This window comes from Amycolatopsis sp. NBRC 101858, from assembly GCF_030269325.1.
Classification (GTDB): Bacteria; Actinomycetota; Actinomycetes; order Mycobacteriales; family Pseudonocardiaceae; genus Amycolatopsis; species Amycolatopsis ponsaeliensis.
This window is the reverse complement of sequence record NZ_BSTD01000009.1, coordinates 23,572-39,651: the sequence shown is the minus strand read 5'-3', so window position 1 is coordinate 39,651 and position 16,080 is coordinate 23,572. Positions and strand designations below refer to the sequence as shown.

Sequence of the window (16,080 nt, the reverse complement as noted above, 5' to 3'; positions counted from 1 at the left end):
TCGGCTTGCGTACCTGGACGGTCGGCTCGCATGTCCGGATATCTGGCTCACGCACCTGGTGGGTTCCGTTGCCCCTCCGGCACCCCGAAGCCCTGATTGTGACTACGGCCGACAGCACCGCGTCAAGGCGGGAAAGATGCCTTGACCCGGCACTGCCGGCCGCGTTCTGGCTTCGGATCGGGGTGCGGGGAGGTCTGGGTCCTCGTCGGTGCGGGTTTGCGTTTTGGCTCGCCTGCGGAGCCGCGCGTCGGCGCCTGCAGCGCGCGCGGCGCGGCGGCTCGGGCTGCGGCGAAGGCGCCAGCCGAAGCCGGGAAGGGGGGCAAGGGGCGAAGCCCCAAAGGAGGGGGTCCGGGGGCGAAGCCCCGGAGAAAGAGGCGAAGCCGCACCAAGGGGGCGGGGTCCCGGGGCGAAGCCCGGGGCGGGGGTCCAGGGGGCGAAGCCCGCCTGGCGGGGGTCTGGGGGTTCGACCCCCAGAAGACACGAGCGAAACGAAGAGAAGGCCCAAGCCCCGAAGGGGCGAAGGCCTTCTCGTAGTGGAGGTGCCGGGAATTGAACCCGGGTCCTCTGGCGTATCAGCAGGGCTTCTCCGTGCGCAGTCCGCTACGTCTCTGCTTGGCCCCCTCGGTCACGCGAACAAGCCGAGGTGACGAGCCCAGCCACTGTTTGCTTCACGACAGTTCCCCGTGGCCGGGACTGCCGCTGAGCCTCCTAGCTGATGCCGGTACCCGGGCCGGAGGCGAACCCGGGCCGACAGAGACGCACTCGCTCAGGCGGCGAGGGCGTACTCGCGCTGACTGGAGTCGGCGCTTATTTGGTTGCGATGACGCTTAACGGTGGTCTCTCGCCTGCACCGGCACGCTTCTCCTGAATCAACGTCCAAAGTCGAAACCGTTCACCCCCTTGGTGGGAACACAACCTGTACATCATAACGCGTCGGGCCATCTCTTTACTCCAGGTGGGTAGGGCCAGCCCTACTGCGGGGATGCCCGCGCGCACCATGTCGCGGGCGGCCGGGAACGACGACGCTGGACTCCAGCAGAAGGGAGCCCGGTGATGGGTAGCGCGAGGCAAGGTCCGCCGTTCGGTGGTTCGGTGGTGTTCCTGCTGATGAACCTGCCGATGGGTGTGGTGGCGTTCGCGCTGCTGACGACGTTCGCCGCGGCCGGGGTGGGGACCGCGGTGGTGTGGGTGGGTGTGGGCCTGCTCGCGCTTCTCGTGCTGGCGGTGCGGGGGGCCGCCCGGATGGAGCGTGCGCGGGTCTACGCGCTGCTGGACCGGTACATCGATCTTCCTTATCTGCCGTTGCCCGTCGGCAAGCAGAGCCTGCGGTGGAAGGGGCGGCTGAAGGACCCGTCGACGTGGCGGGACCTCACCTACTTCTTCCTGCTCTTCCCGCTGGGCATCGTCGAGTTCGTACTGGTGACGACGTTCTGGTCGACGAGCCTGGCGCTGGCGGGGCTGCCGATCTACTTCCGGTGGCTACCGGACGGCGCGTACTACTTCCCGTCGTACGACGTGCGGTGGCTGGCCGTGGATTCGACGGTGGAAGCGCTACCGTGGGCAGCGCTGGGGGTGTTGTTCATCGCGTTGTCGGTGGCGCTGACCAAGGCGCTGGCGGGGATGCACGCCCGGGTGGCGAACGCGCTGCTGGGGACGACCGTGGCCCAGCGTCGTCGGATGGAGCGCTGGTGGGAAGACGCGGAAGAAAAGAACCTGGTGGCGGGATGACCGAGGCGCAGCAGCTGGAGCACCCGCGGCCGAACCCGGCTCGCACGATCGTCTACATGATCACGAGCTTCTTCTTCCGGATCCTGCAGTTCGTGCTGATCGTGACGGGGATCGCGGTGGGGGTCGGCACGGCGGTGGTGTGGGTCGGGTTCCCGATCCTGCTGGCGACGACGAGCTTCATCCGCTGGTCGGCGGACCGCGAGCGGGCGTGGATGGGGAAGATGCTGCGGGTGCCGCTGCCGCCGGTGGAGCGGCGCTCGCTGGAGGGCCTGCCGCTGCTGCGGCGCTGGATGGTGCGGCTGAGCGATCCGACGACGTGGCGTGACCTGGCGTACCTGATGGTGGCGTTCCCGCTGGCGTGCGCGGAGCTCGGGATCGCCATCGCGTCGATCGTGCTGCTGCCGATGGCGATCTGGGTGACGCCGTGGCTGGGCTGGCTGCACGGTGAGCTGGGCCTGGCGCTGCTCGGCCCGAACCGCGCGGAGCGGCTGGAGCAGAAGGCCGAGCACCTGCAGGCTTCGCGGGCGCGGGGTGTCGACGCGGCCGAAGCCGAGCGGCGCCGCATCGAGCGTGACCTGCACGACGGCGCGCAGCAGCGGCTGGTCGCGGTCGCGATGAGCCTCGGGCGGGCGAAGTCGAAGTTCGACCAGGACCCGAACCTGGTGCGGGACCTGATCGACGAGGCGCACTCGGACGCGAAGCTCGCCGTGTCGGAGCTGCGGGACCTGGCGCGCGGCATCTACCCGGCGGTGCTCGGTGACCGCGGGCTGGACGCGGCGTTGTCGGCGCAGGCGGCGAAGTCGCCGATCCCGGTGGACGTGACGGTGACCGTGGACCCGCGCCCGCCGGCCGCGGTGGAGACGACGGCCTACTTCATCGTCGGCGAGACGCTGACGAACATCGCGAAGCACTCCGGGGCGTCCGAAGCGGAAGTGAAGGTGTGGCGGACCGACGACCACGTCGTCGTCGAGATCACCGACAACGGTCACGGCGGCGCCGAGGTGCGTCCCGGCGGCGGGCTGGCCGGCCTGGCCGACCGCGCCGCGACGATCGACGGCGTGATCACGGTCGTCAGCCCGGTCGGCGGGCCGACGGTCATCCGGGCTGACCTCCCTTGCCAGTGGTGAATAGGCTGGACCCCGTTCATCCACGAGCTTGGGGGCCGGATGCGGGTAGTCATCGCCGAAGACGCCGTGCTGCTGCGGGCCGGGGTGACCCGCCTGCTCGCCGACGAGGGCATCGAGACGGCCGCGGCCGTCGACAACGGGGACGACCTGCTCGGCGCGATCAAGGAACATCGCCCTGACCTGGCGATCGTCGACGTCCGGATGCCCCCGACGTTCACCGACGAGGGCCTGCGCGCGGCCCTGGCGGCACGCAAGGAGATCCCGGGCCTGCCGGTGCTGGTGCTCTCGCAGTACGTCGAGGAGTCGTACGCGGTGGAGCTGCTCTCCGGCGGCGCGGGCGGAGTGGGCTACCTGCTGAAGGAGCGGGTGGCGGACGTCGACGAGTTCCTGGACGCGGTCCGCCGGGTTGCCAACGGCGGCACGGCGATCGACCCGGACGTGATCGCCCAGCTGATGGCCCGCGGCCGCCGCAACCCCCTGGACGCGCTGACCGCCCGCGAGTCCGAGGTGCTGGGACTGATGGCCCAGGGCCTGTCGAACACGGCGATCGCGAACTCCCTGGTGGTCTCCCACGGCGCGGTGGAGAAGCACATCGGCAACATCTTCTCGAAGCTCGGGTTGGAAGCCAGCGCGGAGGAACACCGTCGCGTTCGTGCGGTCCTGACCTACCTCGGTCGCTGAGCGGACGGACGGTGACCAAAAGTCCCGTAAAGTGGACATAGGGTCACCCGTTCCGCGGGCGGCACCCTCCACCCCGCTCACCTACCATGAGCGGACCCAGCGGAGAGGAGCACGCAGATGTCCGACGAGTCCCGCTGCGTCCGCTTCTTCGGCGGCCCGCTCGACGGCCGCGTCCAGGAGCTCGGGGACGCCGAGCCCGTGCCCGGCACCGTCATCCGGCACATCCACCTGCACGGCGGCCCGAAGATCGAGACCCGCTACGAGCTCGGCCTCACCGAGCACGGCTGGGAATACCGCGTCACGGCGACGCAGCACGAACCCGAGCCCGACGGCCTGAGGTAGGGAGAACCCCCGCATCGAGCGGGGGTGAACAGGACCCCGAAGACGCCGGTCAGCACCGCTGTTCCCGCAGGTCGAACGCGCCAGGCTTAGCGCATGCAGACAAGCCAGGGAGTCGCACGAGGCGGCCGGGACAGGTTTCTCGACGTCGTCCGGGCGGGGGCCATCCTCGCCGTCATCGCCCAGCACTGGGTCATGCCGGTGCTCTCCTACTCCGGCGGCACCCTCGCCACCGGCAACGCGCTCGCGACGCCCGGCTGGTGGGTCGTCACCTGGCTGTCGCAGGTCATGCCCCTGGTGTTCTTCGCCGGCGGCGCGGCCAACCTGATCTCCTTCCGGCGCGCGAAGTCGACGCGGATCTGGCTCGGCGCGCGGCTCAAGCGGCTGATGCTGCCGGTGCTGCCGCTCATGGCCGTCTGGCTCGTCATGCCGGACTTCCTGCGCGGCCTCGGCATCCCGCCGCAGCCACTGCAGGTCGCCAGTGCGATCGCCGCGCAGCTGCTGTGGTTCCTCGCGGTCTACGTCCTGGTCGTGCTCCTCACGCCGCTGATGGTCGCCGCGCACCGGCGCTGGAGCCTGAAGGTGCCGCTGGTCATGGGGGTCGCCGGCGTCCTCGTCGACGTCGCGCGCTTCAACGACCTCGGCTACATCGGTTACGCCAACGCGATCTTCGTCTGGGTCGCCGTCCACCAGCTCGGCTTCCACTACGTCGAAGGCCGCCTCGGCTCGCTCACCCGACGCGCCGCCCTGACGCTGTCGGCCGCCGGCTTCGGCATCACCGCGATGATGGTCGCCTTCGGCCCGTACCCGGCCAGCATGATCGGCATGCCGGGCGCGCCCGTGTCGAACATGAGCCCGCCGACCGTGCTGCTCGCCTTCCTCGCCGTCGGCCAGATCGGCCTGCTGCTCGCCTTCCGCCCGCAGCTCAACGCGCTCGCGGAACGGCCCGGCATCGGGAACGCGCTGAGCTGGCTCGGCGCGCGGTTCATGAGCGTCTACCTCTGGCACATGCCGGCGCTGATCGTGGTGGCGGGCGTGACGGTCTACGGCCTCGGCTACGAGACGCCCGCGCCGGGCACGCTGCTCTGGCTCGTCATGGCACCCGCGTGGTTCGCGGTGTGCGGAATGGTGCTGCTGGGCCTGCTGCGGCTCTTCGCGCACTTCGAGATGCAGAGCGACACCGCCGAAGTCACCGCGAGGGTGCCGCAGCTGGTCGTCGCCGGGCTGATGATCTCCGGCGGCCTGCTCGGCCTGGCCGCCCACGGGTTCGCGCCGCTCTCGGACGGGATCGCGCACGGCCCGGTGCCGTGGATCGTCCTCGCGACGGCCGGGTTCCTCCTGGCGGGCAAGCAGGTTCCGGTGGTCGACCTGCTGGGCCGCGCCGTGGCCGTCACGGAACGGGCCGCCGTCAGGCGGTGAGCAGCCGCAGCGGGGTGTCGTGCAGGACGGCCCGCAGGAACGGCTCCCCCAGGCGATCGTCGGCCGCCCAGCCGGCGATCGCCTGCAGCTGTGTCGCGTACGAGTACGGGATGTTCGGGAAGTCCGTGCCGAGCACGACGCGGTCGGCGACCTCGGCCAGCCGCGCCGTCCAGTCCGGCGGCAGCGGCGACATCTTCTCCGCGAACGGGACCCCGACCATCGTGGTGTCCAGGTGCACGCGCGGGTACTTCGCCAGCAGGTCGAACGCCGTCCCGAACTCGGGCATCGCCGCGTGCGCGAGCACCGCCGTCAGGTTCGGGTGCCGCGCCAGGACCTCTTCGAAGACCGACAACCCGGTGAAGTCACCCCGCAACGGACCGTGTCCACAGTGGACGACGACGGGGACGCCGGCGTCGGCCAGCGCGCCCCACACCGGCTTCAGCAGGTCGTCACGCGGGTCGTACGCGCCCACCTGCACGTGCGCCTTGAACACCTTGGCGCCGGCGCGCAGCGCACCGTCCACAGCGGACCCGGCGCCGGGTTCGGGGTAGAACGTCCCGGTCGGCACCGCTTCCGAAACTTTCGAAGCGAACTCGAGCGCCCATTCGGTCAGCCACTGCGCCATCCCCGGCTTGTGCGGGTAGACGAGCGGCGCGAAGCGCTGGACACCCAGCGAGCGCAGGGTTTCCAGCCGCTCCTGTTCGGACGTCCGGTAGTGCACCGGCCACTCGGTGCCGTAATGGGTCGAGGCCCGGTCGAAGTACGCCCAGACCTTGTCCATCACCGGTTTCGGCAGGAAGTGGACGTGCAGATCGACCAGGCCCGGCAGGCCCAGCGACGCCGTCCAAGTCGCGACGTCGGCATCGGAAGCCGGGCCCGCCGTCACTCCGTGAACCGGCCCTTCAGGGCACGGCCCATGGCCTTCCTGATGTCCCGCTCCGCGTCGCGCTTGGCGAGCGTCTGGCGCTTGTCGTAGGCCTTCTTGCCCTGCGCCAGCGCGATTTCGACCTTGACCTTGCCGTCCTTGAAGTACATCGACAGCGGCACCAGGGAGAGCCCGCTCTCCTTGGTCTTGCCGATGAGCTTCTCGATCTCACGCCGGTGCAGCAGCAGCTTCCGGGTCCGCCGGGGCATGTGGTTGGTCCACGTGCCCTGCGTGTACTCCGGGATGTGCACGTTGCGCAGCCACACTTCGCCGTCGTCGACCGTCGCGAACGCGTCCGCCAGCGACGCCTTGCCCTCGCGCAGGCTCTTCACCTCGGTGCCGACCAGCACGAGACCGCACTCGTAGGTGTCGAGGATGGAGTAATCGTGCCGCGCCTTGCGGTTCGACACGATCACCTTCTGGCCACGTTCCTTGGGCATACGACCACTCTACGTGATTCTCGAAACGACGAGCAGCTGGTTAAAACTAGTGCCGGACGTACAGCCGCAGCGTGACGTAACCGGTGATGGCGGAGATCACCACGGACACCGCCAGCAGGATCGGCGCCACCGGGAACAGCAGCTCCAGCGTGGTGATCTTCGGGAACACGTCCCCGGTGAACACCGAGTCGAGGAAGCCGGCCTTGGTGATGATCAGCATGATGATCCCGAGGACCGCACCGACCACGCCGGCGACCACCGCCTCCAAGAGGAACGGCAGCTGCGTGTACCACCGCGTCGCGCCGACGAGCCGCATGATGCCGACCTCGGTGCGCCGGGTGAACGCGGACACCTGGATCGTGTTGGCGATCAGCAGCAGCGCCGCGATGGCCATGATGAGCGCGGCACCGAAGGCCATGTTGCGGACACCGTTGAAGGCGTTGAAGACGCGGTCGAGGAACTTCTTCTGGTCGTCGACCTTCCGCACGCCCGGCTTGGTGCCGTACTCCTGCACGATCGACTCGCTGCGGTCCGGGTCCTTCAGCTTCACGTGCAGCGACGCGGGCAGCGACTCCGGCCCGGTCAGCTGGATGAGCTCCGGCTGGCTCTCGAAGATCTTCTTGAACCGGTCGAAGGCCTGGTCGCGGTTCTCGAACACGACCGACTCGACACCGTCGTTGCTCTGCAAGGACGAGCGCAGTGACTGGCACAGCGACTGCGTGCAGTTCTTGTCGGTCGCGCTGATGTCGTCGGTGAGGTAGACCGACACCTCGACGTCGGCGAGGAAGTTGGACTTCATCTTGTCGATCGTGCGCACGGCCAGGAGGCCGCCGCCGAGCATGGCGAGCGACACGGCCGTGGTCAGCATCATCGCGATGGTCATCGTGATGTTCCGGCGCAGGCCGGTGATTACCTCACTGAAGACGAAACTGGCACGCATGTCGGGGTCTGGTCCTTGAGGTCGGGGGCGTTGGCGGGGCGGGGAATGCCGGAGTCAGCGGCCGATGCCGTAGACGCCGCGGGCGTCGTCACGGATCACCCGGCCGAGCTGCAGCTCGACGACGCGGCGACGCATGGAGTCCACGATGCCGTGGTCGTGGGTCGCCATCAGGACGGTCGTGCCGGTGCGGTTGATCCGCTCCAGCAGCAGCATGATGTCCTGGCTGGTGTCGGGGTCCAGGTTCCCGGTCGGCTCGTCGGCGAGCAGCACCAGCGGCCGGTTCACGAACGCGCGCGCGATCGCGACGCGCTGCTGCTCACCACCGGAGAGCTCGTTGGGCAGCCGGTCCGCCTTGCCGTCGAGGCCGACGAGCTCCAGCACCTCGGGCACGACCTTCTTGATGGTCGGGGCGGGCTTGCCGATGACCTCGAGGGCGAACGCGACGTTCTCCGCGACGGTCTTGTTGGCCAGCAGGCGGAAGTCCTGGAAGACGCAGCCGATGGTCTGCCGCAGCCGGGGGACGCGGCGGCGGGCCAGCTTGGCGACGTCGAAGTTGGACACCATCACACGGCCCTTGCTCGGCGTCTCTTCGCGCAGCAGCAGCCGGAGGAAGGTCGACTTCCCCGATCCCGAGGGACCGATGAGGAAGACGAACTCACCTTTTTCGATGTTGACGGACACCCGCTCGAGCGCGGGCCGCGTCGAGGTCTTGTAGACCTTGGAAACCTCTTCGAGCCGGATCACGATTCGGCATACTACCCACCGGTCTCGTGAAGCCCCGGTTGCCCGGTCCACCCGGGTGGAGCAGCGGGTGTTTGCGCACGGTGAGCGGTCGCGCGGACACCCGCTGCGCCGATCAGGCGCCCGTCTGCTTCCGCCAGCGGATGCCGGCGTCGAGGAAACCGTCGATCTCGCCGTCGAGGACCGCGGTCGGGTTGCCGACCTCGAACTCGGTCCGCAGGTCCTTGACCATCTGGTACGGGTGCAGCACGTAGGAGCGCATCTGGTTGCCCCAGCTGGAGCCGCCGTCCTTGAGCGCGTCCATCTCGGCGCGCTCCTCTTCCTTCTTCCGCAGCATCAGCCGGGCCTGGAGGACCTTGAGCGCGGCGGCCTTGTTCTGCAGTTGCGACTTCTCGTTCTGGCAGGAGACGACGATGCCGGTCGGCAGGTGCGTGATGCGCACCGCGGAGTCGGTCGTGTTGACGCTCTGGCCACCGGGGCCCGACGAGCGGTAGACGTCGACGCGGATGTCCTTCTCCGCGATGTCGACGTGGTCGACCTCTTCGACCTCGGGCAGCACCTCGACGTGCGCGAACGACGTCTGGCGGCGGCTCTGGTTGTCGAACGGCGAGATCCGGACGAGCCGGTGGGTGCCCTGCTCGACCGAGAGGGTGCCGTAGACGTAGGGGGCGCTCACCTTGAACGTCGCCGACTTGATGCCCGCCTCTTCGGCGTAGGAGATGTCGTAGACGTCGGTCGGGTAGCCGTGGCGCTCGGCCCAGCGCAGGTACATGCGGAGCAGCATCTCGGCGAAGTCGGCCGCGTCGACGCCGCCGGCCTCGGAACGGATGGTGACGACGGCGTTGCGGTCGTCGTACTCGCCCGAGAGCAGCGTGCGGACCTCGAGGCCGTCGATGGCCTTCCCCAGGTCGGCCAGCTCGCCCTCGGCCTCGGCCATGCTGCTGGAGTCACCCTCGGCCTCGGAGAGCTCGTACAGCACGGCCAGGTCGTCGAGCCGCTGGCGCAGCTCGCTGACCCGGCGCAGCTCGCCCTGCCGGTGGGACAGCTGGCTCGTCACCTTCTGCGCCGCCTCCGGGTCGTCCCAGAGGTTGGGGCTCGAAGCCTGCTGTTCCAGGTCGGCCACCTGGGCACGCAGCGCATCCAGGTCCATCACCGACTCGATTTGCGTCAGCTTGCCGGTCAGGTCCCTCAGTGCCGCGTCGAACTCATCACTCACGTTTGTCAAGGTTACGGCAAAACCCACGACCGGTTGCGAGGACCGGTCGTGGGCGCGCGAACCTCAGGCCGCGGGGATGGCGTCGAGCAGCTTCAGCGCGGCCTTGGCCTGAGCCTGGGCGAACTCGGCGACGGCCTTCTCGTACGGCCCGTCGGCCGCCTTGGTGGCCGCCTTCGCGTCGTCGAGCTGCTGGCCGTAGCTCGTCCGGGCCGAGTCGAGCAGCACCTGGCGCTGCTTCGCGGTCAGCGACGCCGCGTGCACGAGCCGCAGGATGAGCGGACTGCGCAAGTGGTCGGGACCGGCCTCGGACGTCAGCCAGGCCTTGAAGGCCTTCTTGCCGGCGGCGGTGATCAGGTACTGCTGGCTGGAGCGCGGGCCCTGCTTGCCGAGCCGGACGAGACCTTCTTTGGACAGCGCCGGGAGCTCCCGGTACACCTGGCTGCGGGTGACGCTGAAGAAGGCGCCGAATCGCTCACCCGCTCCCGCGACGAGCTGCCCGCCGGTGGCGGGACCGTCGTGGAGCAGACCGAGCAGGGCGGCGGCTGTTGCATTCAATTCGGACACGTCCCCTAGATTCCCACTTATCGGCCGCTGTGTCCACAGTGGTCAGCAGATCTGTCCATTGTGGCTAGTGAGATCCCCTCGTTCGGCCCAATGCGACCAGGTCCACTGTGGACCCCGGACACGCTGTGCAACCACCGGGGCGGCACTTTGGTCCAACCAGCCGCACGCGAGCCGCTCCGACACGGCCAGGCAGGTGAGCCCGGCGGGCGATTCTCCTCGCTTGGCGGACTCCGGACACGCACCGCTACCGCAGGGAAACAGCGTTCACATCGTGGGATCCGCAGTGATTCGACAGTTTCGCGGAAAAGTCGGCGGTGAAACTCGTGCGAACATGACAAAAGAGGCACGTTCTCGAATTTCCGAGAACGTGCCTCTTGGTGGTAGCGGGGACAGGATTTGAACCTGCGACCTCTGGGTTATGAGCCCAGCGAGCTACCGAGCTGCTCCACCCCGCGCCGTTGTGGTACTTGAATAGATTACACGGGGTGGCCACCGGGTTTTCACCGGGGTACCCGAACCGGCTGACCAGGCGTTACGCCACTCCCAGCCACTGGCGTGCTCCACTGAGGACCATTTGCAGGCCGTCCTCGAACCGGGCATCCGCGTCGCCCAGCACCGCCTGACCGGCCGACTGGGCGTACCGCTCGTCGAACTCACCCGGCATCGGCCGGACGGCCTGCTCCTCGATCACGAAGCCGACGACGAAGCAGTAGACGGTGAAGATCCCGCGACTCGCCCGCGCCTCGTCCAGCCCGGCCTCGATGCTCCGGCGCAGCGGGTGCTCGCCGACCAGGCTCATGTCGCCGAGGTAGGTCCCGGCGAAGACCTTCCCGCCGTCGCGATAGGACAGCATCATCCGGCGCAGCGCCCGCGCGGCGTACGCGGCGGCCTCCCACTCCCCCAGCGAGTCCGGCGGCCGCCGGTCCTCGACCGAATCGGCGTACATCTGCGTCGCCATCTCGTCGAGCAGCTCCTGCTTGTTCTTCATGTGCCAGTAGAGCGCCGGCGCCTTGACCCCGAGGTCGGCGGCGATCAGCCGCAGCGTGAGCCCGTTGAGGCCGGCCTCGTTGAGCAGCTTCAACCCCGAACGCGCGATGTCCTGCCTGGTCAGGGCCATGTTCTCGGTTCTCCTCGCGGTGCCGGCTTGACAATTTAACGATGTTAAGGGCATCCTCGGATCGGGTCAATTTAACGTTGTTAAGGAGCTGGGGATGAACGAGCTGAACGCCGAGGTGGTCGTCGCGGGGGCGGGCCCGACCGGGCTGATGCTGGCGAACGAGCTGGCGCTGGCCGGGGTGGACGTCGTGGTTCTCGAACGCCTGCCCGTCCGCACCGGGCTGTCGAAGGCGCTGAACCTGCAGCCGCGAACGGCGGAGGTGCTGGACCTGCGGGGCCTGCTGGGCCGGGCGGAGCAGCGGTCGTTCGCGACTGTCGCGGACGGACACTTCGCGGTGATCCCGGTGAGCTACACCGGCTGGGACACGCGGCACCCGTACCAGGTGGGCATCCCGCAGGCGCAGGTCGAAGCGGCACTGGAGGAGCGGCTGGCCGAGCAGGGCGTGAAGGTGCTGCGCGGGCACGAGCTGACGAGCTTCGAGCAGGACGCCGCCGGCGTGACGGTCACGGCGGGCGGCCTGCGGGTGCGCGCGGCGTACCTGGTGGGCTGCGACGGCGGCCGCAGCGCGGTGCGCAAGGCGCTGAACCTGCCGTTCGAAGGGATCGAAGGCCGCGGCCACGGCGTCTCGGCGGACGTGCTGTTCCGGACGACGCCGCCGGGCGCGCCGACGCAGTGGCGGTCGATGGGGAACATGGTGACGTCGCTGAGTCCGGGCAAGTTCGTCGGCCTGATCCCGCTGGGCGAGCCGAACCTGTACCGCCTGAGCTACGGCGACCGCCTGAACCGCCCGGCCGACCTCCGCGCCGAGGTCCCGGAGGAGGAAGTCCGGGCGGCGGTCCGCGAACGTTTCGGTGAGGAAGCGGAGATCGAAGAGATCCGCTGGATCTCCCGGTTCTCCGACGACAGCCGCCTGGCGGCGAAGTACCGAGTGGGCCGGGTGCTCCTGGCGGGCGACGCGGCCCACACCCACTTCCCGGCCGGCGGCCAGGGCCTGAACCTGGGCGTCCAGGACGCGATGAACCTGGGCTGGAAGCTGGCCGCGGAACTGCGCGGCCGCGCCCCGGCCGGTCTCCTGGACACGTACGAAGCGGAGCGTCGCCCGGTGGCGAACGGGGTGCTGCAGAACGTGGCCGCCCAGAACGCCCTTATCCCGCTGACACCGGACCAGCTGGCGCTGCGAGCCCTGTTCCGCGACCTGACGGCGCTCCCGGAGGTCCAGCACAAGCTGTCGGGAATGGTCTCGGGCTTGGACATCCACTACGGAGCAACGGAAACCCACCCGGCGGCAGGCGCCCGCCTACCGGACTTCACGCTGGGGGAAGGCTTCGCGAGCGACTTGTTCCACAGTGGAAAGTTCGTCCTGCTGACGAAAACCCCGGCAACGGCCCCGCACCCGGAGGTAGTCGTAGCGGAGGTACCAGAACTCCCCTGGCCCGACCTGACGCAGGTGCTGGTCCGCCCGGACGGTTACGTGGCCTCGACGACGGGGTCCGTGACCGGCTGGCTCGCTTGACGCACGAAAAAGCGCGGTTGGCCAACTTCGCCAACCGCGCTTCCTCTTCCGTAGCGGGGACAGGATTTGAACCTGCGACCTCTGGGTTATGAGCCCAGCGAGCTACCGAGCTGCTCCACCCCGCGTCGTAGTACCTACCTTACGCCCTCGTTTCCGAGGGGTGCAAAGCAGGTACCCCGTAGGTAACGGACGTCACCCTCCCGGCTGCGAACTCGGCGGCGGAGTGCTGGTCCCCGGCGCCGCGGTCTTGGCCGCTTCGTATTCCTTCGCCGCAGCGTCCAGCGCCGCCAAGGCCGCACCCTGGTCGGTGAAGTTGCCCGACTGCTGAGCCGCCCGCAGCTTGGCGAGCGCGGACTGGATGTCCGTCACGGCCTTGTCCAGTGCCGCGTTGCCGCCACCGGTGTTGGGTGGCGTCGTGGTCGGCTGGTTCGGCGTCGTGGTCGGCGGTGTCGTCGTGGGCTGGCCCGCCTGGGGTGGCGTGGTCGTCGCCTCGCCGGTGCCGGCGCCGAAGATCTGGTCGAGGGCTTCCTGCAGCGTCGCGCCGTAGCCGACCTTCGGTCCGTACGACACGAGCACCCGGGCCAGCTGCGGATAGCTGTTCTGGTTGCGCTGCCGGATGTACACGGGCTCCACGTACAGGAAGCCCTGTGCGACCGGCAGCGTGATCAGGTTGCCGTAGATCGGGATGACGTTGGGGTTGTTGAAGAGCGTCCGGTCCTGCGCCACCCGTGGATCACTCTGGAACCGGTTCTGGACTTGGACCGGACCGTCGACCTGCGTGGCTCCGGTGGCCGCGCTGGGTAGCTGGAGGACGCGGATCTTCCCGTAGTCGTTGGCATCCGAGGAGACCGACATCCAGGACGCGAGGTACTGCCGCTGCAGACCGGTGAGCGAACTGGTCAGCTGGAACGTCGGTTTGCTCTGGCCCGGGGTGTCGGCGAGGACGTAGTAGCCGGGCTGGTTGGCGGCACCGGCCGCGGCCGGGTTGGAGCCGCCTTCGGCCGTCGGGTCCTGCGGGACGCTCCAGAACGCCTGCTGCGAGTAGAACTCCTGCGGGTTGCTGACGTGGTAGCGCGACAGCAGCTCACGCTGGATCTTGAAGAGGTCCTCGGGGTAGCGGAAGTGGGCCCGCAGGTCCGGGGAGATCTCGGAGCTCGGCTTCACCAGCCCGGGGAAGACCTTCTCCCACGCGTTGAGGACCGGTTCCTTGTCGTCGATCGAGTACAGGTTGACCGTGCCGTTGAAGGCGTCGACGGTGGCCTTGACCGAGTTGCGGATGTAGTTGATCGAGCTGTTGGCCTGGCGCGCGACGCCGTTGAGCGAGTCGTTGGTGGCCGCGCCGAGCTGCGTCTGCTGCGAGTACGGGAAGTTGTTGATCGTGGTGTAGCCGTCGATGATCCACTGGATCTTGCCGTCGACGACCGCCGGGTACGGGTCGCCGTCCAGGGTCAGCCACGGGGCGACCTTGCTGACGCGCTCGCGCGGGTCGCGGTTGTACATGATCTTGGAGTTGTCCGCGATGGCGTCGGAGAACAGGATGTTCCGTTCGCCGTACTCGGCCGCGAAGGCGAGGCGGTTGAACCAGTTGTCGATCGAGACGCCGCCGCTGCCCTTGTAGGTGTAGCGGTCGGTGGCGGTGTCGTACTCGCCGGGCGCGTTGCCGGAGGTGCCGCCGACGATGGCGTAGTCGGAGTCCGCGGCGGACAGTTCCCCGTAGTAGATCCGGGGTTCCTTGACCTCGATGCCCGGCTGGCCGGGGCCGGGCGAACCGGCGCCGCCGGGGTTCTGCGTGTCGCTGGTGGTGGCGATCGGGTAGCCGCCGTCGGAGTTGGCGTCCTTGACCGCGCGGTCGATCGTGTTGGCGGGCGCGGCCACGAAGCCGTTGCCGTGGGTGTAGACGAGGTGCTTGTTGATCCAGCTGGTCTGGTTGCCGGTGAGGCCCTCGGTCTTGATCTCCTTGGCCGCGACGATGTAGTCCTGCGTCACGCCGTTGACCGTGTAGCGATCGATGTCGAGCTTGGCCGGGAACCCGTAGAAGTTCTCACGCCCGACGCGCTGGGTGAAGGTGTCGGAAAGGATGTTCGGGTCCAGCAGCCGGATGTTCGACATCGTCCCGGTGTCGGCCTTGAGCTGGTCCGGCGTGGCCGACGAGCTGCCCGTGTAGGGCTGGTACTGGACGTCGGTGAGGCCGAAGGCGCGGCGCGTGGCGTCCATGTTGCGCTGGATGGACGTCGCTTCCTTCTCGTTCGCGTTGGGCTTCACCGAGAACTGGTCGAGGATCGCCGGCCACGCGACGCCGACGAGGATGCTCGACAGGATCAGCAGCACGAGGGCGATCGCCGGCAGCTGCAGGTTGCGCAGGAAGGCACCGGCGAAGAACGCGACCGCGCAGATCACCGAGATGCACAGCAGGATCAGCTTGGCCGGCAGCACCGCGTTCAGGTCGGTGTAGGTGGCACCGATGAACAGCGGCGCGCCGCGGTCGGACAACAGCAGGTTGTACCGGTCGAAGAAGTACTCGGCCGCCTTCAGCAGCACGAAGATGCCGACGGTGATGGCGAGCTGCGCGCGGGTCGGGCCGGCCAGCTGGCCGCCCTTGCCGGCCAGCCGGATGCCGCCGAAGACGTAGTGCGAGATGAGCGCGCCGAAGAAGGAGATGACGACGGTGATGAACAGCCAGCCGAGCAGCCAGTTGTAGAAGGGCAGGTCGAAGGCGTAGAAGCCGACGTCGTTGCCGAACTCGGGATCGGTCTGGCCGAACGAGGTGCCGTTGAGGAACAGCTGCACGACCTGCCAGTCGCCCTGGGCGGACAGCCCGGCGATGAGGCCGGTGAGCACCGGGATGCCGATGCCGAAGAGGCGGATGCGCGCGACGATCGCGGACCGGTAGCGGGCCAGCGGGTCGTCGGCGCCGGAGATCGGCACGAACACCGGGCGGGTCCGGTAGGCGATCATCAGGCTGATCGCGAGCGCGCCGCCGACGAGCAGCCCGACCGCGAAGAACAGGATGACGCGGGTGACCACCTGGGTCGTGAACACCGAACGCGCGCCGACCTCTCCGAACCAGAGCCAGTCGACGTACGTGTCGAGCAAGCGGGCTCCGAGCAGGAGCGCCAGCACGATCACCGCGGCGATGATGAGGAGGATCCGGCTCCGCCGGGACAGCTTCGGCAGGCTCACCGGGGGCCGAGTCGCCACGGTGCACGCTCCTGTCATTCGTCAGCACTTGAACAGGGGCGCACGCGCCCCCTGATCCCCTAACTCTACGGATGCCCGGGGAAGTTCCCGGGACCCGCCCAAACCGGACTCGCGGCGTGGCTCTGACACGAT

14 protein-coding genes, 2 tRNA genes and 1 other RNA gene are annotated in these 16,080 nt (G+C 68.7%); 6 read left to right on the top strand and 11 right to left on the bottom strand.

Annotated elements, in window-relative coordinates; genetic code table 11:
* Positions 1-531: 531 nt before the first annotated feature.
* Positions 532-900: a transfer-messenger RNA gene (gene ssrA, locus QSK39_RS50620) on the bottom strand.
* A gap of 153 nt (positions 901-1,053) precedes the next feature.
* Between ssrA and QSK39_RS50615 the strand changes: the two genes are divergently transcribed.
* The 5 genes from QSK39_RS50615 (at position 1,054) to QSK39_RS50595 (ending at position 5,294) form a co-directional block, all read left to right on the top strand.
* Positions 1,054-1,728: a sensor domain-containing protein gene (locus QSK39_RS50615; RefSeq protein ID WP_285485012.1), complete on the top strand. Its 675-nt coding sequence runs from the start codon at positions 1,054-1,056 to the stop codon at positions 1,726-1,728.
* On the top strand, positions 1,725-2,855 hold the full coding sequence (locus QSK39_RS50610) for a sensor histidine kinase (RefSeq protein ID WP_285485011.1): 1,131 nt from the start codon (positions 1,725-1,727) through the stop codon (positions 2,853-2,855). Before QSK39_RS50615 ends, QSK39_RS50610 begins: the two co-directional genes overlap by 4 nt.
* Positions 2,856-2,894: 39 nt before the next feature.
* Entirely contained in the window at positions 2,895-3,536 is a 642-nt protein-coding gene (locus QSK39_RS50605; protein ID WP_155544593.1) for a response regulator transcription factor, read from the top strand.
* 117 nt (positions 3,537-3,653) lie between these two features.
* Positions 3,654-3,878 carry a DUF8847 domain-containing protein gene (locus QSK39_RS50600; protein WP_284749429.1) on the top strand — a complete coding sequence of 75 codons (225 nt, stop codon included), beginning with the start codon at positions 3,654-3,656 and terminating at the stop codon, positions 3,876-3,878.
* A gap of 93 nt (positions 3,879-3,971) precedes the next feature.
* A complete protein-coding gene (locus QSK39_RS50595) occupies positions 3,972-5,294 on the top strand; it encodes an acyltransferase family protein (RefSeq protein ID WP_285485010.1) in 1,323 nt (440 codons plus the stop codon).
* On the opposite strand, the gene QSK39_RS50590 is transcribed toward QSK39_RS50595, so the two are convergent.
* From QSK39_RS50590 to QSK39_RS50555, 8 genes are all read right to left on the bottom strand, one after another.
* Positions 5,284-6,180 carry an amidohydrolase family protein gene (locus QSK39_RS50590; RefSeq protein ID WP_285485009.1) on the bottom strand — a complete coding sequence of 299 codons (897 nt, stop codon included), beginning with the start codon at positions 6,178-6,180 and terminating at the stop codon, positions 5,284-5,286. The genes QSK39_RS50595 and QSK39_RS50590 overlap by 11 nt on opposite strands.
* A complete protein-coding gene (gene smpB / locus QSK39_RS50585) occupies positions 6,177-6,659 on the bottom strand; it encodes an SsrA-binding protein SmpB (protein ID WP_043776590.1) in 483 nt (160 codons plus the stop codon). Before smpB ends, QSK39_RS50590 begins: the two co-directional genes overlap by 4 nt.
* Before the next feature lie 46 nt (positions 6,660-6,705).
* On the bottom strand, positions 6,706-7,599 hold the full coding sequence (gene ftsX, locus QSK39_RS50580) for a permease-like cell division protein FtsX (protein ID WP_285485008.1): 894 nt from the start codon (positions 7,597-7,599) through the stop codon (positions 6,706-6,708).
* 54 nt (positions 7,600-7,653) lie between these two features.
* Positions 7,654-8,343 (bottom strand): cell division ATP-binding protein FtsE, encoded by a 690-nt coding sequence (gene ftsE / locus QSK39_RS50575; protein ID WP_284749425.1) that lies wholly within the window; start codon positions 8,341-8,343, stop codon positions 7,654-7,656.
* A gap of 112 nt (positions 8,344-8,455) precedes the next feature.
* Complete coding sequence (gene prfB / locus QSK39_RS50570; protein ID WP_285485007.1) at positions 8,456-9,556, bottom strand: peptide chain release factor 2; 1,101 nt, start codon at positions 9,554-9,556, stop codon at positions 8,456-8,458.
* Between the two features lie 63 nt (positions 9,557-9,619).
* The gene (locus QSK39_RS50565; protein ID WP_284749423.1) at positions 9,620-10,120 is read right to left on the bottom strand and encodes a PadR family transcriptional regulator; all 501 of its coding nucleotides are present in this window, start codon (positions 10,118-10,120) and stop codon (positions 9,620-9,622) included.
* Positions 10,121-10,498: 378 nt separating this feature from the next.
* Positions 10,499-10,575: transfer RNA gene (locus tag QSK39_RS50560), tRNA-Met, on the bottom strand.
* A gap of 77 nt (positions 10,576-10,652) precedes the next feature.
* The gene (locus tag QSK39_RS50555; RefSeq protein WP_285485006.1) at positions 10,653-11,237 is read right to left on the bottom strand and encodes a TetR/AcrR family transcriptional regulator C-terminal domain-containing protein; all 585 of its coding nucleotides are present in this window, start codon (positions 11,235-11,237) and stop codon (positions 10,653-10,655) included.
* A 94-nt stretch (positions 11,238-11,331) separates the two neighbouring features.
* On the opposite strand from QSK39_RS50555, the gene QSK39_RS50550 reads away from it, so the two are divergent.
* Positions 11,332-12,750 carry an FAD-dependent monooxygenase gene (locus QSK39_RS50550; protein WP_285485005.1) on the top strand — a complete coding sequence of 473 codons (1,419 nt, stop codon included), beginning with the start codon at positions 11,332-11,334 and terminating at the stop codon, positions 12,748-12,750.
* A 51-nt stretch (positions 12,751-12,801) separates the two neighbouring features.
* On the opposite strand, the gene QSK39_RS50545 is transcribed toward QSK39_RS50550, so the two are convergent.
* Both QSK39_RS50545 and QSK39_RS50540 read right to left on the bottom strand, forming a co-directional pair.
* Positions 12,802-12,875: transfer RNA gene (locus tag QSK39_RS50545), tRNA-Met, on the bottom strand.
* A gap of 67 nt (positions 12,876-12,942) precedes the next feature.
* Positions 12,943-15,966 (bottom strand): UPF0182 family protein, encoded by a 3,024-nt coding sequence (locus QSK39_RS50540; protein WP_285485004.1) that lies wholly within the window; start codon positions 15,964-15,966, stop codon positions 12,943-12,945.
* Between the last annotated feature and the right edge of the window lie 114 nt (positions 15,967-16,080).